Origin of the sequence: Lactococcus sp. LG1267 (assembly GCF_017309545.1) — a bacterium.
Taxonomy (GTDB): Bacteria; Bacillota; Bacilli; order Lactobacillales; family Streptococcaceae; genus Lactococcus; species Lactococcus petauri.
The window spans coordinates 1,456,676-1,473,985 of the sequence record NZ_CP071295.1 but is presented as its reverse complement, the minus strand read 5'-3'; the positions used below and the strand labels follow the sequence as shown (position 1 = coordinate 1,473,985).

Sequence of the window (17,310 nt, the reverse complement as noted above, 5' to 3'; positions counted from 1 at the left end):
CCTCTTGCTCAGGTCAAGAAACTTTTTACTCTCTTTATCTATAATCAATAGTTTGAATTGTTTTGCCTTGATCATCGGTAAGATTCACAACAAGTTGAGGATGATTTACCCCAGAAGCTTTCATTGATTCTAAAACTTTATCGGCAACTTTTTCTATCTGATCACCATTTGTTGCTAAGATGCTGTGAGATAGGAAGCCGTTCATTTTAGAGGAACTTACTGTATATTTTACTGTCTGTCCATCTGTTGTGGCTTGGGCTGAATCAATAAAACCTTGCGAACGACTCACAATATTGCTGGCATTTTGATTCAGTGTTGAGACAATCGCTTCTGGACTGGCTGGAGCAATATTTCCTGAAGCATCAGTCAAACTTTCTGAATAGGGAATAACTTTCGACAGAAGATTATCCGTATTATTGGCAATTGCATAACGCCCAAGCAAAACAAGACCTCCCACAAAAAGCGCAAGCACGATAATAAGCCCAACAAGAAAACCAATTAATCTTCTCAAAATTCCTTTTTTATTTCTTTTTGATCTTCTTGAAACCATAATCTCCCCTTATCTGTGAGCAACTTATAAACGGCCGTCTGTCACAAAGACATTTTAAATTTAATTATTATTTTTATTTTACAGTACTTTTCTTAAGCGAAAGTTATTATAAAAAAGCCTTAAGGCTTTTTATTGATTTTGTAGTTGTAAAACTTGCGCGTTATTGATTTCTTTAAAGAGTTTGTTGCTTGTTTCTTTTGAGATAGTTTCCGATTTCACCTGATCCAGTACATACTGATATTCAAGTTGGAAAGCTTCAATAAGTAGTTCGTTAGGCACGATTGTTTCTTCTTGAATTTCATTTCGCATACGGTAATGTCTATTTTCGAAGACTCGCTTCACTTCTTCAATGTCGCTGAAATCAGTAACCTTCTTCTCAAATCGTTCTCTTTCAAGACGATTTAATTTTTCCATTGTGGCCTCATAAAGAACATCCTCTAAATGCCCAAGTTCATTTCTTACGGCTATGAATTCTTGCATCTCACTTTGATCAGCTCCACGTAATCGACTTCTTCTCGAAAACATTCTTCTAATTTTTTTACTCATGGCGCGCTTGCTGCTATTCTCCAAGTAAATTCTGAAGTAGTCAATAGCTTTCGCTGAAAAATTTTCTTGAATATCTGAACTATCCAAAAATGCTTCTTGCCAGGTCACAATGTTTTCTAAGAGTCGACTACTCTTATTATGATCAGGAATTTGCAAACCTTTTTGTGATTGCAATTGCTTTGTTAAGCTACTGCGCACCTTACTGTCCTCTATCACTTGCATCATATGTAAAATAGCATAGTCAACCATATCATTTCGAACACTATCAATGTCGTCTGAACTTGCAGCTTTCATTGGTGACAAGAGTTTAGGCAAGATAAATGTAGGCACGATAAGGCTGAGCAAAATGACAATCGTTGCCATACTAATAATAATCTCTCTATTCTCAGTGCTCAAGATAGCAGTATTCAGAGGTAAAGAGAAGGCCATTGCCAATGTCATTGTTCCGTGTGCTCCTGATAGAGCAAAAATAGTGGAGTCTTTACCGCGCTCTTTCTTATCGTTTGAGAAGAAATGTTCGATAGAACGATTACCTCTTTGATTAGTCCAGAATTTTCGTATAAATAACATCAGCACGTAAACCAAAGCACTGATAAAGAAGAGTATAACAGCTTCTTCTAAGCCTAAGGATTTAAAGATATCCCAAATACCAAAGAGACTTACTCCTAATAAAATAAAGACAAAATTGTTGAGAATCCCACTCAGTATTTCCCAGATGGTATTATTGGTGAGTTGAACATTGGTCGACGTAAGTTTAAGCATATCGCCTTCAAAATTATGAATTAATCCTGCAGCAACAACTGCAAGTACTCCAGAGGTGCCAAAATGCTCAGCAAGCAAATAAAGAGCAAAAGGCGTTAAAATAGAAATCGGAATAATCGTCGCTTCTGGATTTGTTGCCCGAAGATTAATCGCAATGCGAATACGAACTAAGAAAGTCCCGACAATTAATCCAATAAGTATTCCCCCAATGGAAACAAAAGCAAACTGGCCAAGTCCTCTCCAAATACTAAAATGACCACTTTCCAGCACCGAAAGCCCCAAACTTAAGAGGACCAAACCTGATGCATCATTGAAAAGAGATTCAAACTCGACAGCTTCATTTACGCCTTGTGGCATTTTTTTATCCGCAATAATAGATTTAACAGCAACAGAGTCTGTTGGCGTAACAATTGCAGCAAAACAAATTGCCAAGGGGAAAATCCAGCTGCCCATAATATTTGTGGTCAATGCTGCAACAAAGAGTACAGTTACAACAGCTAAAGTAATGGAGAGAAAGAATATTCCTCTGAAATTTTTTCTAACTTCTTTCAAAGATGTTTTACTGCCTTCATTAAACATTAAAGGTGCAATAATTAACATCATGAAAAACTCTGGCTCCAACTCAAAATGCCTAAACTCTGGTAAGAAACTCAGAAGAATTCCTACTCCGATCAAAATAAAGGTTTCAGATATTTTTGGGAAAAATTCTTTGATTACATTTGCCGCAATGACCCCAATCAACATTACAGCTATGAAACTAACGGCTGACATAAAACACCTTTTCTAATTTTTTCTATTTTTTTAGTATATCACATACTCCGTCATACAAACAATCCTCCTGTGTGAAAATTAAAAGCTAGGAATAATTATTCCTAGCTTTTCTTTATTTTTTCCTTGCAGAAACAATCAACATCATCGGGCGTCTCAGCTCATCATGCATTTCTTCAAATACAAGCATTTGTTCAGGTGGCTGAGGTTCAATCACATGTTGAAGTTCAAAGCCAAGTTGTAGCAATGTGTTGAGATATGTGGTTAAAGTTCGATGATATTTAGTTACTTCTTCTCCTAAGAAGGACACCTTACGTTTTCCCTCGTAGAAATAATTGTCTACAGGAAAGTACTCTTTTTTTCCTTTTGCATCATAAATCCAATCTTGCAGGCCAGATGCAGTAAAAAGAGGATGTTCTACCGAAAACACAAACTGACCGCCCGTAGTTAAGCACATGTATATGTTGGAAAAAAGCATGGGCAAATCTTCAATGTAATGTAAGGCTAATGAGCTCAGAACCACATCAAAAGAATCCAGTTCAAGACATAAGTCCTCCATAGCGATACATTGATAAGTTATTTTCTCATCTGAGTTTTTACTTGTCGCTCTTTCCAGCATTTTACTCGAAATATCTGTGCCTAAGACATAAGATGCTCCATTTTCAACAGCATATTTGCAGTGCCAACCATATCCACAGCCAAGGTCCAAAACTTTTTTGTTGTGAAAATCAGGTAAAATATTTCGTAGCTCTGACCATTCTCCGGCAGCTTCTAACCCTGATTTTGAACGCTCCATTTGAGCATATTTTGAAAAAAATTCTTGATTATTATATTTGTTTTCTTTCATTTGTTATTCTCCCATGTAAATTTTATTTATACGTTTACATGGGTAGAAACAATTTTTTGAGCAATAATTCCTTCTGACATTATTTTTACTCCTTTGTTTTTTATTATATCATGGACCTTTTTAAAATTCTATGAGGCTTCATGCATTCGAATAGCCCGCAGTGAGGGAAGGATACTTAAAAGGATAATTATTCCCATAAATATAGCCATGCCAATATTCCCATAGAGTGCTGACAGCGAAACCAAAACACCTGAGAGTACGGAAGCGACTGGCTGAGTCACTGAAAAGGCGCCCGTATAAGTCCCAACATGATCACCTTCCATCAGGTCGGCTCTCAAAGCTTGAGAGAAAGGTACAAGAATCATTTCGCCCAAAGTAGCAACTACTGCTGCTGTAACTTCCCAGCTTAAATTATGACCTAAAAAGGCAATAATAAAACCTAAACCTTGGAGAAAAATTCCTAATGTAATCCCTGTGCTCCGCGACCAATTTTTAGTAAGTTGATTCATTTTACTCATAAAGAGTACGATAATCAAGGTATTGATCAATAGGAAAAGTGTCAACATCCGTTGACCATAAAGTTCCAACCCTAAAATTCGTGTTGTTGAGAAACTGTCACTTAGATGTACTGGCAAATAGTAATCAATTTGATTAAAAATCATCGCAATAAAAACCGAAGCAAATAAATAAGACATAAAGATGCTGTCTTTAGCCACAAAGAAATAAGCTTTTATAATATTTGGTGCTTTCTTTTGATGTTCTTGATGCGGGTCAAAAGACTCATCAATCCAAAACAAGACAACGACAAAACTCAAAATTTCTTCAATAGTGATCACCAGCAAAAGCCAGACCAAATAATCACGGAAAAACCAACCAGAAAGTCCCGAACCAATCATAATAGCAAAATTGATAATCCAGTATTGAATACTGTAGACTGTTCTCCGGTTTTCACTTGTTGTTAAATCAACAATCATCGCTTGGCTGGCTGTATTAAAAAACCCAAAACCAAAATTCACGATTAAAAATCCGAAAAAAGTTGTCCAAGGGTTGAAGTAAAATCCCGAGTTAGAAAAAGTTGCCAGTGCTGCTCCAACTGCAGTTACTGCAGTTGAAAAAAGCATGACAGGCCGACGACCTTTTAAATCTGTCAAATGTCCCGCATAAAGGCCAACCAAAAAAACCATAATAGAGCTCACAATAAGCAAGAGTCCTGTGATACCAGCACCCATATATTTATTATAGTAAATTGTCATGGAGCCACCAACTGTACTAAAGCATAGTGCTCCTAAAAAATTCATCACTAACCTAATTTTAATGGTCGGATGAAGTCCCCAAAATTCTTTCATATTCTTCTCCTTGAATAAAATAGCAAACAAAAAAAGACTTTCCTTTAATGTTTGGAGCTTTGTCGCTCAAACTTCCATGGAAAGCCTTTATCCTTGACTTTATTTCTGTTTATGAAAACCAGAGTGCTATTTCTCGCTCTGCAGATTCCGGTGAGTCTGATCCATGGACAATATTTTTAATGGCTTTACCTTTTTCAGGTGATTGAGCAAAATCTCCACGAATAGTCCCTGGTTGAGCTTGACTAGGATTAGTTGTCCCCATCATTGTGCGCCAGCAAGAAATAGCTTCTACACCAGATATCACACCAACAACTACTGGTCCAGAAGTCATATAACTACGAATATTTGGATAAAAATCTTTATCAACTAATGCTTCGTAATGCTTGTCAATCAAGTCTCCATTTGGAGCAGAACGTCGCTCTAGTTTTTCTAGCTGAAAACCACGCTGCTCGATTCGTTTCAATATTTCACCTACAAGACCACGTTGAACGCCGTCAGGTTTAATAATAAAGAAAGTTTTTTCCATGATTGACTCCTCCTATATATCGTGTTTATATTTTACATCTAAAAGCTATAAGTTGTCAAGAATTATCTGTAAATTTCGACAAAACACTATTTTTATATACAAAAAGCCCGAGATAACCCGGGCTTTTCTCTTTTTCTTCAATTATTCTTCGATGGGTAAGATATCAAAGTCAATTTTATTGTCGACAAGTTTAACAAGAACTTTAGTTTTTGGTGGAATTTTACCTGCAATAATTAATTTAGCAAGTGGATTTTCAATAACTTTTGTCAAGTAACGTTTTAATGGACGTGCACCATAAGCTGGTTCATAAGCATTTTCTGCAATCCATGCTTTGACTTCTTCACTAAGTTCTAGTTCAACAGACATTTCTTCAAGACGTTGTGTCAATTGACCGGTCATCTTCACAATAATATTTTTAATATTATTCAATGACAATGGTTTGAAGAGAATAGTATCATCAATACGGTTAAGGAATTCTGGTTTGAAGTGCATCCGCAATTGTTTCATCACTTCTTCAGTTGTTTCTTCAGATATTTCACCTTGATCATCAACATTGTCTAGCAAATATTGTGATCCGACATTTGATGTCATAATCAAAACAGTATTCTTGAAGTCGACCAAAACGCCTTTTGAATCCGTCAAACGACCATCATCCAAGACTTGCAACAAGATATTGAAGACATCTGGATGTGCTTTTTCAATTTCGTCCAACAAAATAATTGTATATGGGTTACGGCGCACAGCTTCAGTCAGTTGACCACCTTCATCATAACCAACATATCCTGGAGGAGCTCCGACAAGACGGGATACACTGTGTTTTTCCATATATTCACTCATGTCAATACGAACCATGTGTTCTTCGGAGTCAAATAAATTTTCGGCCAAGGCTTTAGCTAACTCTGTCTTACCAACACCTGTAGGTCCTAAGAAAAGGAAGGAACCTAAAGGACGATTAGGGTCTTGAATTCCTGCTCGAGCACGAATAATAGCATCAGACACAGCTTCAACTGCCTCATCTTGCCCTACTACACGTTGATGAAGAGTTTCTGGTAAATGAAGGAGTTTTTCACGTTCACCTTCCACCAGTTTTGTCACAGGAATACCTGTCATACGGCCTACAACTTCCGCAATTTGTTCTTCAGTGACAGATTCTTGAACAAGACTGAGATCATCTGATTTTGCTTTGCTTTCAAGCTCTTTCAGTGATTGTTCAATTTCTGGAATTTTACCGTAACGTAAGGCCGCTGCTTTTTCAAAGTCACCTTCATTTTGTGCTTCTTCTAATTCATGGCGTGCACGTTCCAGTTCATTCCGTTTATCAGAAATATTGCCCACTTCTTTCTTTTCAGCTTCCCATTGGGCTTTAAGTTGATTGTTTTCTTCACGAAGTTCTGCAATTTCTTCACGAATGATATTTAAACGTTTCTTCGAAGCATCATCACGTTCTTTTTTGAGCGCTGCTTCTTCAATTTCCAACTGCATCAAGCGGCGGTTTGCTTGGTCGAGTTCTGTTGGCAGAGAATTCATTTCAACACGAATTGTTGCGCTGGCTTCATCGACTAAGTCAATCGCTTTATCTGGCAAGAAACGGTCTGTAATATAACGATCAGAAAGTGTTGCTGCTGCAACCAATGCGTTATCGTGGATTGTTACACCGTGGTGAATTTCAAAACGTTCTTTCAAACCACGCAGAATGGAAATAGTATCTTCAACTGTTGGTTCAGTAACTAGAACTTTTTGGAAACGACGTTCCAAAGCTTTGTCTGTTTCCATATATTTACGGTACTCGTCCAAAGTTGTTGCACCAATTAAATGCAATTCACCACGTGCAAGCATCGGTTTCAAAAGATTACCAGCATCCATTGAACCTTCAGTCTTACCAGCACCGACGATCGTGTGTAACTCATCAATAAAGAGAATAATTTGTCCGTCAGACTTTTTAACTTCATTCAGTACTGCTTTCAGACGTTCTTCAAACTCACCACGATATTTAGCACCTGCAATAAGTGCCCCCATATCCAAAGAGAATACTGTTTTATCTTTTAGATTTTCAGGTACATCTTTACGGACAATACGTTGCGCAAGTCCTTCAACAATGGCTGTTTTACCTACACCAGGTTCACCAATTAGAACCGGGTTATTTTTTGTTTTACGTGATAAGACACGAATAATATCACGAATTTCTTCATCACGTCCGATTACAGGATCTTGTTTTCCTGATTTCACTTGAGCAACAAGGTCGACGCCGTATTTTTCAAGTGCTTTATATGTATCTTCAGCATTTTGGTTTGTCACTTTATCACCTCCTCGTAGGTTTTCAATTGCTAATTTCGTTTTTTCTTTATTCATTCCATGGCTAACCAGATATTCTGTTAAAGGATTTTTCTTTAACTCAAAAAGGGCCAAGAGTACAATTTCAGTTGAGAGATATTCATCACCCATATCTTTGGCAATCTTATCTGCTGCATTGAACAGATTAAAGAGATCTGCGCTAATATTTTGACCATAGGTAATATTGCTACCTTCAACAGAAGAAATCTTGTCTATTTCTTTTTCAATAATTCTTGTAAATTCTTCAATGTTAATTTCTGAATCTTTGTAAAAATTAAAGGCAAAACTGTTCGGTTGCACAAATATTCGCCATAAATGTGGAATTTCAATCGCTTGATGATGGCGAGTCTGCGCAATTTGTTGCGCTTCATAAAGCGATTTTTGCATACTTGTTGTCATTTTTTCGATGTCCATAATGCACCTCGATTCATTTCATAGTAATGTAGTATTTTTCTCATTTTTCTTACTACCTCTTAATTATACTCTTTTAGTCAGTAAAGGTCAAACTATTTGCTCATAAATTTACATATAAAAATAAGAGAGATTTTCTCAAGAAAATCCCTCTTATTTTTACTATTTTTGAAAAACGCTGATACGTTGTCCGACATAATTTCCTTCCAGTGCAATATTAATCATCGCTTTCGCATAGTCTGCATAACTAATCACACTTTCGCCTTTGTCATTAACCGTAAACTCTTCTCCCGCAACAACATAATCTCCAGTTTTTTCACCATCTGCTTGGAAATCTGCAGCAGGGCTTACATAAGTCCATTTCACATCCTGACGTTTTCTCAACGCAGTTAATGAATCAGACATAGCTGTTGCCAAAGGTTTGAAAGCGTCTGGGAAACCTTCTGATTGATAAAGTGCTAAATCATGTTCTGGATTAAGGTAAAGACTTCCGGCACCACCAACAATCAACAAGCGCTTGTCCGTACCTTCAACAAGATCAGCAAGATGTTGGATTGAAGTAGTATGTTGCTCCAAGCTATCTTCTGCCCATGTTCCAAAAGCATCAATAATAACATCAAAATCCTTGATGTCTTCTTTAGTTAAATCAAACAAATCTTTCTCGATAGAAGACGGAGCTACTGTTTTGTTTTCGCCCCGAACAATTGCTGTTACATCCAAGCCTCTGTCTACCGCTTCTTGTACAATAAGACGACCGGCTTTGCCATTTGCTGCTACTACTGCTAATTTCATATTAGACCTCCATGTCTTTTTTGTTGTAATATTTTTTGTTACAACTAATTCTACATAAGCTTTTATTAAATGTCAACGATTTGGTTTCTTAAGGATTTATCGCCACATAATGATCAATATCAGTAATTACTTCTTGTAAACTCATCGCCTTCATTTGGTCTTCCATCGCTTTTTGAATTAAATCAAGTTTATCATCCAGTACTTGATGGATATTTTTCCCGACAGAACAGTCAGGGCTGGGATGTTCGTGAAAATGGAATAAGCCATTTTTATTAATGACTTCAACCGCACTATAAATATCGAATAAACTAATGTCTTCAATTGGTTTAGCGATTGCAGCTCCACCGCTCCCGCGCACAACATGCACTAATTCGTTAGCTTTCAGTTGCTGTAATACTCTTCGAATAATCACGGGATTTACATTAATACTTGTAGCTAAAAAATCACTAGTAATCTTATGTTCTCCCTCAAAGGTATGGATACAGGCAAAAATATGAAGTGCAATCGTAAAGCGACTTGATATTTGCATTTTTTTCTCCTTCGACTCTCATTTTACCTTAAGTATAAATGTCCTTTTTCAGAATGTCAATTATAATAACTAGGCAAATATATTATGGGCACTTCTCTCCAAAATAAGTTATAATTAAATTATCAGAAAAGAAAGGGGTATAAATATGTTTTCTGAAAACTTTTCGAAAAAATTACGTAACAACGTCGGAATTAATGGTCTTATTTCCACACTTATTGGATTACTCATTTTATTTTGGCCAGGACGTACAGCACAAGTTGGAACTGTTTTGATTGGGATTTCCTTCATTTTAATTGGAGTTTCTTATCTTGTTTCTATCTTTGCCTTGATGAATGAAAATCCGTGGTCACGCTTTGGACATCTTCTTTTAGGTACGGTTTACTTGGTTGCGGGGATTTTCTCTTTAATTAACTTGGCAGCTGCAACAGCTACCTTGTTTATCATCATTGGTATTTTAGTTGGTTTCACATGGATTACTGAAGGCTTTGTTTCCTTTGGGTTTGTTCCATATTCTCCATCTAAACCTTGGACAATTCTTTCAGGACTTCTCAGTGTCGTTGCGGGCTTCATGCTCTTGCTCACACCTTTATGGGGTGCAATGGCACTTTGGACACTTCTTGGTGTTGTTGTTCTTATCTTAGGTATTTTCAAATTGATTCGCTACTTTACTTGGTAATCTTTGCGAATGCCAAATAAAAAAGGGTTCTTCTTAAAGAACTCTTTTTTAATTTTTCATTTTTTCGATTTACGGTTCATAAGCATTGACAATACACCGGTACCAAACAAGATAATCGCCGAGATATAGTAAGGGAAGAAATGATTGATATCAAACATTACTCCTGCAGCCAATGGACCTAAAATATTGCCAAAACTTGTAAAGGTTGAATTCAATCCATTGATTGCTCCTTGTTGGTCTCCTGCGTGTTTTGACAAGTAAGTTGTTACTGCCGGTCTAAATAAATCAAAGGCGAGGAAGACAACAAATGTAGAAATAGCAACAGTGATGCGATTACCTGTGAAAGCAATAATAGCAATAAAGAGCGCACTTGCAAAGAAGGTCAAATGAATCAAATGCATTTCACCAATCTTTCCAACAATCCAGTCGAACAGGAAGAGTTGGAAGAAAAGGGCGATAATACCACTTACTGTAATTACTAAAGCAATTTCACTTGTAGTAAAGCCAAAATTGATTGTCGCCATGATGCTATAAATTGATTCGAAGGCTTGCAGACCAAACGAAGAAATTAAAATAACGACAAAAAGCGATGTGAACATTGGATTTTTGAGGATATCCAAGAAAGATGCTTTTGGTGTGTCAGGATTAATATCCATTGTTTTTTCTGGCTCTTTTAACACAGTCATACTCAAAATAAATCCGATAAAGGCTAATAGTGCAGCCACAAAAAAAGGAACCCTTATACCAAAAGTCGCTAAAAATCCTCCGACACCAGGACCAATGATAAAACCTCCACTGATTGCTGCTGAAACTTTACCCATGGCTTTGGCACGTTCGCCTAATGTTGTCAAATCTGCTACATATGCTGTAACAGAAGGCATCAATAAAGCTGCTGCAATGCCTCCCAAAGCGCGAGACACGTAAAAAAGAGCTTTAACTTGTGCTAAACCAAATAAAAGTTCAGAAAAGGCGAAAATAATCATACCCAAAGCAATGAGCTTTTTTCGTCCAACCTTATCCGATAAATGCCCAGCGATCGGAGAAGCAATCAATTGGGCAATAGCAAAAATCGAAATCATCATTCCCATTGTTGTTCCTGAAAAATGCATTTGCTCTTTCAGTTGTGGCAAAACAGGAATAACGAGACCTACACCTAAGAACACAAGCAATAAGTTTGAAATTGCTAGGTTAATCATCCATTGTTTGTTTTTCATAACTATACCCCAATACCCGATAAAAAGACAGATTCAAAAATTTGAAACCGCCTTTTTATCCTATTCTATTTGTTAAGTCTATTCTATCATATTCTGCACAAAAATAAAAAAGTATAAATTTATTATCAATTTTTTCATATCAAATGTTCATAAATACCGTACAATAAATAAAATCCCTCATAGGTAGAGGAATTTTATTTATTAGGCAAAAATTTCCGGAAAGAGGAATTGCAAAACATCCATAGTTACCCGACGACCTTTCCCTTTCAACGGATAGAGATGGAAAAGCATAGCAGGATTAAAGTTAGCTTCAATAATGCTGTACTTTTCACCCAAGCTATCATTGAGATTTTCAATCAATATATCCACTCCAGTAATCTTGACTTGCAAAGCTTCAGCAGCTTTTTCAGCAATGTTCTTATAGATTTCAGGCATCTCATCCGTGACATCGATAGAGTCTCCACCTGTCGATACATTAGAATTTTCTCGGAGGTTTACCTTTACGTCTTTTTCAGGGATACTCTGTTCCGTATAATCTTGGACGTCCAGCATAAGTTTTTCGGTGGCAGTAATCTGGATTTTTTCCAAGGGAAAACGATGATCGTGGCCACGTAGAGGATTCTCATTTTTCTGTGCGACCAGTTGGCTGATCGTGGATACTCCATCACCAATAACATGTGCGGCATCCCGGCGAAGGACTGCCCTTGTCTTGCCATCCAGCACAAAGAAACGGTATTCGGTACCAGAAACAAATCGTTCAACAAGAACTTCTTTATCTTCTCGGAACGCAATTTCTAGAGCTTTATAAAACTGTTCTTGTGTCGCTGGTTTTTTAAAGATAGAAATTCCTATGCCATAATTCGTTGATTTAGGCTTGACAACAATTGCGGCCGATTCGAAAAGTGGAAAGGCAGCCTGTGCAGTTGCTAAATTGCTAAATTCTTGCCCTTGCGGAGTTTTTAAATGTGCCCGACCGAGCAGCTTTTTCGTGACCACTTTATTTTCCATAATGGCATAAGCGACCATGGAATCTTTCGAAGTCATATTCCCTTTTTCGATAATTTCTGTATGAGATTTATAACTTAAAGCAATCATCTGGTCTTGTGCATCTAAAATTTCAACTTTTAAGCCTTTTTGAATAGCATCAAAAAGCAAATTTTGCGTCGAAAGTTCGAGATGAGTAAAGCCTGCCAATTGAAAAGGACGTTTATAGGATTGCTGATGGTATTTGCGAGACAAGTCCAAAGCAAAAGCTTTGTCTTGACGATAAGCCAGCTCCATCTGTCCAGCAATTGTGGTTTCAGGTTTTTCCAGCATTTGAGCAAACTTATCAATCAGCGCCAAATCTTCTTGGGCAAAGTCTAAGTTCTGGGCAAACCTGCGCATCTGATCGAAAAAGAGCTTGCCTTCATTATAATAAGCTGTTTTTTCTAAAGGATTTTCTAAAGCTACAACATCATTTATTGTATAACCTAATCTTTGAGCAGCATCTGGCGTCTCTTCTTCCTCTTTATATATCAGATAAAGGCTAAAAAGGTGGATAAATCGAGCAGTATCTTCATCCAACCCGACTCGCACAAAAGGATTCAAGTCAAAATTGCGAAACTCGACATACTGAACGCCCACGTCCAGCAACTCTTCCGCCCGCTTTCCACCACGTAAACGAACAGCAGAATAAAACTCCTTCATCTCAGAGAGTGCACCCTTTTTGACGTAAGTTTGCAAGTCATCATAATACTGTTCAAGACTCTGATAGCTTACGAAAATATCAGGCGTGTTCCGATAGCCAAATTTAGAATTTCTAATAGAACGTACAGGTTCCTGTATTTTTTCATTTCTATCAGTAAAAAATCCAGCATTGGCACGTGGCGAAGCTCCTAAACAATATGTAATAATCCACATATAGCGCAAATATTGTCGGGAGAGCTTCATATAAATTTCAGATTTGAAGGCTTTAAAATCTGTCGCTCGTTGTTGCTTCCACATGGCTTCTAGCAAATCCTCACCGAACTCAAAGTTGTAGTGAATACCAGAAACCATTTGCTTTCTTTTGCCATATTTTTCTGCTAATCCTTCACGGTAAAGGACATCTTCTTTTTTTTCTAGATTGGCAAGACGGATATTTGATTCATTTTCCGGCAAAGCGGGTGGCATGGATTGGGCCCAGAGGAGCTCATCTTGTTCAAGAGAGCGAATCATCACGTCATGAAGAGCCTCCATAAATTGTAGAGCTTGCTTTGGCTCTTCAAAAACTGGAGTAATGGCTTCCATTTGTGTTTCTGAAAAGTCAGTTTGAAGATAAGGATGAAAGCTCCGCGAACCAAGTGCTACCGGATGGTTTAAGTCGCTTATGTTTCCTGATGAATCCACACGGTGACCTTCTCTTTCTAAGCCAAACCGCGCTTGAAAAAGATAAGGTTTTACTTGTGAGCTTGAGAGTATTTTAGGATAAGCAATCGTCATTTTTATTTCCAGATTTCTATTTTTTCTCGAATTGAATTTTTTGAAACTTTTACTGCTATTATATCATGTTAGTACTTACCCTCCACCAAAATAAAAATGGAATATCTGCTTAACTTGCTTTTTCCTTTTCTAGATGGATGTTAGCTTCGATTGCAACATTACCTTGCACGGCTCTCGAAATCATGCAAGAAGTTTCGGCATATTGAGCAAGGCGATAAGTCTTGTCGTAATCTGCTTTTTCATCAATTTTCAAATAAAGGTCATGGACAATTTTTTCATAAGCAAAAACTCCTTTTTCAACACTAACTGTTGCTTCAGATTCAACCTTAAAATCAAGTACTGCAATCTCATTGCGTTCAAGTAAAGCTGCTAGTGTAATCGTATAGCAAGTACTTGCAGCGCCCAAGAGCATTTCATCTGGATTCGTCCCCACACCTGGACCATCCATCACAGATGGAATCGAAATTTTCTCTTGCAAAGCGCCTGTTTCTAGCTTTCCAACAGCATTACGTCCGCCGGGCCAATTAATTTGCGATGTAAAGATATGTTTTGCCATTTTTATCTCCTCTATCCTATTCTTTTGTTCTTTTTGATCATACCAAAAATTTCCAAACATAAAAAGCTTCTGAATTTTTAAAATTTGCTAAAATAAAAATATACAGAAAGGAAGGGTTTGCAAAAACCCATTATATATAAATGAATAAAAAATTAGTTTTAGGTCTAGCCTTATTTTCTCTCACTTCTTTTGGGGTTTTGACCGCTTGCAGCAAAAAAGAAAGCGTTAAGCCTGAGCCAAAGGAAATTATCGTGGCCACAAATGCCAACTCAAAACCTAATACTTATATGGAAGACAATAAGTTAACAGGTTATGATGTGGAACTTGCACGCGCTGTTTTCAAAGAACTTCCTGAATACAAATTAAAATTCCAAGTGATTGATTTTAATTCCGTGCTTTCTGGAATTGATAATGGACGTTTTCAAATGGCTGCAAATGCTCTTTCTTGGACACCTGAACGTGCAGAAAAATACAATTACTCACTACCTCTATCTAAGTCAGCAACATCGGTAGCAGTTAAACCTGATTTACAAGTCAAATCTTTGAATGACTTAGCCGGTAAAACCACCGAAGTCTTATCTGGTGTTCAAGTCGCAACAATGCTGGAAAACTGGAACAAGGAAAATCCTGACAAAGCAATGAATTTAAAATATATGGACGCCAGCTATCCATTAGCTTCTTATGTTGCTGATGTTGACTCAGGAAAAAGTGACTTTGTGATTTACGATCAAATTTCCCTCACACAAATCATCCAGCAACATGCTTATAATTTAAAAGTCGAACCAATTGATTTAGGCGAGACAGATAAACATACAGGATTTAGCTATTTCATTTTTGGTAAGGAAAAAGAAGACAAAGACCTACAACAGAAAGTCGATAAAGCCTTGGTAAAACTTCAAGAAAATGGAACGATGAAAAAACTTTCTGAAAAATACCTCGGTGGCGATTTTACTCCTAGAGAGGAAGATATGAAAGATGAGAAAGATTAAAGACGCTACATATTGGGCAGAAAAAATCAGTGCTGGTCAAATCAGTGCTACTGAATTACTCCAAAACACTCAAAAAAAACTGGAAAAAATCAATCCGCAATACAATGCCGTCGTTGCCTATGACTTGCATCAGGCTCAAGCTGATTTATCAAAAACAGAAAACGGTTATTTCGCAGGTCTTCCCTTTCCACTAAAGATGCTGGGGCAAGATCATGCAGGACTTCCGTCAACTTCGAGTTCAAAACTTTTTGAAGACAATATGGCCCATTCAGACGATAACTTTGTCAAAGCTGCTCTTAAAGCTGGCTTAACGCCTTTCGGACAAACAAACTCTCCTGAATTTGGTTTTAAAAATATTACAGACTCAGCTCTTTATGGTGACACACGTAATGTTTGGAATACAGCTTATTACTCTGGTGGCTCTTCAGGTGGAGCTGCTTCCGCTGTAGCTTCTGGGATTTTCCCCATGGCTGGCGCATCTGATGGTGGTGGCTCCATACGTATTCCTGCTTCTTTTTCAGGTCTTATTGGTTTGAAAATGACACGAGGTCTTATGCCACAGGGCCCAGGAAACTACCGAGATTGGCAAGGTGCAGCAACTACTGGAGCTTTAACTATTTCTGTACGTGATACAGCAAGTTTTGTGGCCGAAATGCAACTTAAACAAGAAGCTGATCCTTATCAAACAGAGTTATTAGATAAGAAGGCACTGCATCATCTCACAGAACCAAACAAAGCTTTAAACATTGCTTATTCCTTTGAATCACCGGTATCGGGAATAATGCTTTCGGAGACCTCTAAGGCCGCCCTTCATAAAGCCGTAGACTTTCTAAAAGCTCAAGGTCATCAACTAACTGAGGTTTCTTTTCCTTTCGATGCTCGCCCTTTGATTCAAACATATTATCAAATGAATGCTGCTGAAACATATGCTATGCTTAACCCTTGGGAAATTGCTAATGACCGCAAGATAATTAACAGTGATGTAGAGCCACTAACTTATGCCTTGTTAGAAGCTGGTCGTAATGCGGATGCTGCTTCTTATGTTCAAGCTTTAAATAAGTGGGATAGCGCATGTGCCACATTGGATGAAGAAATTTTTAAAAATTTTGACCTCTTCTTAACGCCGACAACAGCCAAAACAGCCCCCAAAGTGGACGAAGAACTCATCCATCCTAACATTACGGAAAAAATGAAACACATGGAGTTATACGACTTTTCTGAACAAATCTCAACCATAGAACAAGCGTTCGAAAACTCCTTGGCTTTCACGCCTTACAACTTTATCAGTAATCTCACAGGACAACCTGCCTTGTCACTTCCAATTTACTTGGAGGAAGAAACACATTTACCACAAGGTGTTCAACTTTGGGGCCAGAAAAACTCGGAAGTATTGATGCTAAGTCTCGCTTTACAATTTGAAAATAATGACCAGTTCATCTTACCTGAGTTTTATAACAATTGAGTAAAAATCAAAAAAAGAACCAAAATATGGTTCTTTTTAGTTCCAAGTCATCAAAAACTCTTTTTCATTATTATCTTCATCTAAGCCTTCAGCCACTATTTTAAAGCCTTCCCTTTGGTAGAAACGAAGAGCACCTTCATTTTTCTGGTAAACTTTTAAAGAGAGCGTTTGACTTGAAGCTTTAACATGCTGTAAAAGTGATTTGCCAATACCTTTAGACTGCTTGCTATTACTCACAAAAATGCCTGCAATATATTGGTCAATCAAACCGACAAAAGCAATGATTTTTTGGTTTTCTTCGTAAACATATATGTCAGCATCTTTCATAGCTTCTTCAACAGCTGCAGCTTGTTTCAACCAGTACTCACGCTTGATGAACCGATGATTAGCAATATTAACTCTCAGCCAAAGCTCTACAACTTTTTGCAGGTCTTCAGCCTTCATTTTTCTGATCATGCTTCTTCTCCTCTCACTTCATCTTAACACAATTTATGTTTCTTACAACAAAATAAAAGTGACCAAACACTGTGTTGAGCCACTTT

Annotated in this window: 15 protein-coding genes; 3 read left to right on the top strand and 12 right to left on the bottom strand. The window is 37.4% G+C overall.

What is annotated here, in order from left to right:
* Positions 1-34: 34 nt before the first annotated feature.
* The 8 genes from J0J33_RS07225 to J0J33_RS07190 all read right to left on the bottom strand — a co-directional run bounded on the left by J0J33_RS07225 (position 35) and on the right by J0J33_RS07190 (position 9,408).
* Entirely contained in the window at positions 35-550 is a 516-nt protein-coding gene (locus J0J33_RS07225; RefSeq protein WP_019293345.1) for a hypothetical protein, read from the bottom strand.
* A gap of 129 nt (positions 551-679) precedes the next feature.
* Positions 680-2,629 carry a sodium:proton antiporter gene (locus J0J33_RS07220; RefSeq protein WP_117517616.1) on the bottom strand — a complete coding sequence of 650 codons (1,950 nt, stop codon included), beginning with the start codon at positions 2,627-2,629 and terminating at the stop codon, positions 680-682.
* A 112-nt stretch (positions 2,630-2,741) separates the two neighbouring features.
* The gene (locus J0J33_RS07215) at positions 2,742-3,473 is read right to left on the bottom strand and encodes a bifunctional 2-polyprenyl-6-hydroxyphenol methylase/3-demethylubiquinol 3-O-methyltransferase UbiG (RefSeq protein ID WP_206889080.1); all 732 of its coding nucleotides are present in this window, start codon (positions 3,471-3,473) and stop codon (positions 2,742-2,744) included.
* 128 nt (positions 3,474-3,601) lie between these two features.
* Positions 3,602-4,819 carry an MFS transporter gene (locus tag J0J33_RS07210; protein WP_019293348.1) on the bottom strand — a complete coding sequence of 406 codons (1,218 nt, stop codon included), beginning with the start codon at positions 4,817-4,819 and terminating at the stop codon, positions 3,602-3,604.
* Between the two features lie 109 nt (positions 4,820-4,928).
* On the bottom strand, positions 4,929-5,345 hold the full coding sequence (gene ndk, locus J0J33_RS07205) for a nucleoside-diphosphate kinase (RefSeq protein WP_019293349.1): 417 nt from the start codon (positions 5,343-5,345) through the stop codon (positions 4,929-4,931).
* A gap of 141 nt (positions 5,346-5,486) precedes the next feature.
* On the bottom strand, positions 5,487-8,090 hold the full coding sequence (gene clpB / locus J0J33_RS07200) for an ATP-dependent chaperone ClpB (protein WP_206889075.1): 2,604 nt from the start codon (positions 8,088-8,090) through the stop codon (positions 5,487-5,489).
* A gap of 159 nt (positions 8,091-8,249) precedes the next feature.
* Positions 8,250-8,879, bottom strand: coding sequence for an SDR family oxidoreductase (locus J0J33_RS07195; RefSeq protein WP_019292318.1), 630 nt, complete (start codon positions 8,877-8,879; stop codon positions 8,250-8,252).
* A gap of 88 nt (positions 8,880-8,967) precedes the next feature.
* Positions 8,968-9,408 (bottom strand): Rrf2 family transcriptional regulator, encoded by a 441-nt coding sequence (locus J0J33_RS07190; RefSeq protein ID WP_019335830.1) that lies wholly within the window; start codon positions 9,406-9,408, stop codon positions 8,968-8,970.
* A gap of 145 nt (positions 9,409-9,553) precedes the next feature.
* On the opposite strand from J0J33_RS07190, the gene J0J33_RS07185 reads away from it, so the two are divergent.
* Entirely contained in the window at positions 9,554-10,084 is a 531-nt protein-coding gene (locus J0J33_RS07185) for an HdeD family acid-resistance protein (protein WP_014024733.1), read from the top strand.
* A 56-nt stretch (positions 10,085-10,140) separates the two neighbouring features.
* Here J0J33_RS07185 and J0J33_RS07180 read toward each other — a convergent pair whose 3' ends face one another.
* The 3 genes from J0J33_RS07180 to J0J33_RS07170 all read right to left on the bottom strand — a co-directional run bounded on the left by J0J33_RS07180 (position 10,141) and on the right by J0J33_RS07170 (position 14,317).
* Positions 10,141-11,298: an MFS transporter gene (locus tag J0J33_RS07180; RefSeq protein WP_206889072.1), complete on the bottom strand. Its 1,158-nt coding sequence runs from the start codon at positions 11,296-11,298 to the stop codon at positions 10,141-10,143.
* Positions 11,299-11,499: 201 nt separating this feature from the next.
* Positions 11,500-13,761 carry a bifunctional glutamate--cysteine ligase GshA/glutathione synthetase GshB gene (gene gshAB / locus J0J33_RS07175; protein WP_206889069.1) on the bottom strand — a complete coding sequence of 754 codons (2,262 nt, stop codon included), beginning with the start codon at positions 13,759-13,761 and terminating at the stop codon, positions 11,500-11,502.
* A gap of 109 nt (positions 13,762-13,870) precedes the next feature.
* Complete coding sequence (locus J0J33_RS07170; RefSeq protein WP_019293476.1) at positions 13,871-14,317, bottom strand: SACOL1771 family peroxiredoxin; 447 nt, start codon at positions 14,315-14,317, stop codon at positions 13,871-13,873.
* Between the two features lie 140 nt (positions 14,318-14,457).
* Here J0J33_RS07170 and J0J33_RS07165 point away from each other — a divergent pair, with 140 nt between their 5' ends.
* On the top strand, positions 14,458-15,306 hold the full coding sequence (locus J0J33_RS07165) for a transporter substrate-binding domain-containing protein (protein ID WP_019292322.1): 849 nt from the start codon (positions 14,458-14,460) through the stop codon (positions 15,304-15,306).
* A complete protein-coding gene (locus tag J0J33_RS07160; RefSeq protein ID WP_206921645.1) occupies positions 15,293-16,768 on the top strand; it encodes an amidase family protein in 1,476 nt (491 codons plus the stop codon). The genes J0J33_RS07165 and J0J33_RS07160 overlap by 14 nt, the downstream gene beginning before the upstream one ends.
* 36 nt (positions 16,769-16,804) lie before the next feature.
* Here J0J33_RS07160 and J0J33_RS07155 read toward each other — a convergent pair whose 3' ends face one another.
* Complete coding sequence (locus tag J0J33_RS07155; RefSeq protein WP_206921644.1) at positions 16,805-17,224, bottom strand: N-acetyltransferase; 420 nt, start codon at positions 17,222-17,224, stop codon at positions 16,805-16,807.
* Between the last annotated feature and the right edge of the window lie 86 nt (positions 17,225-17,310).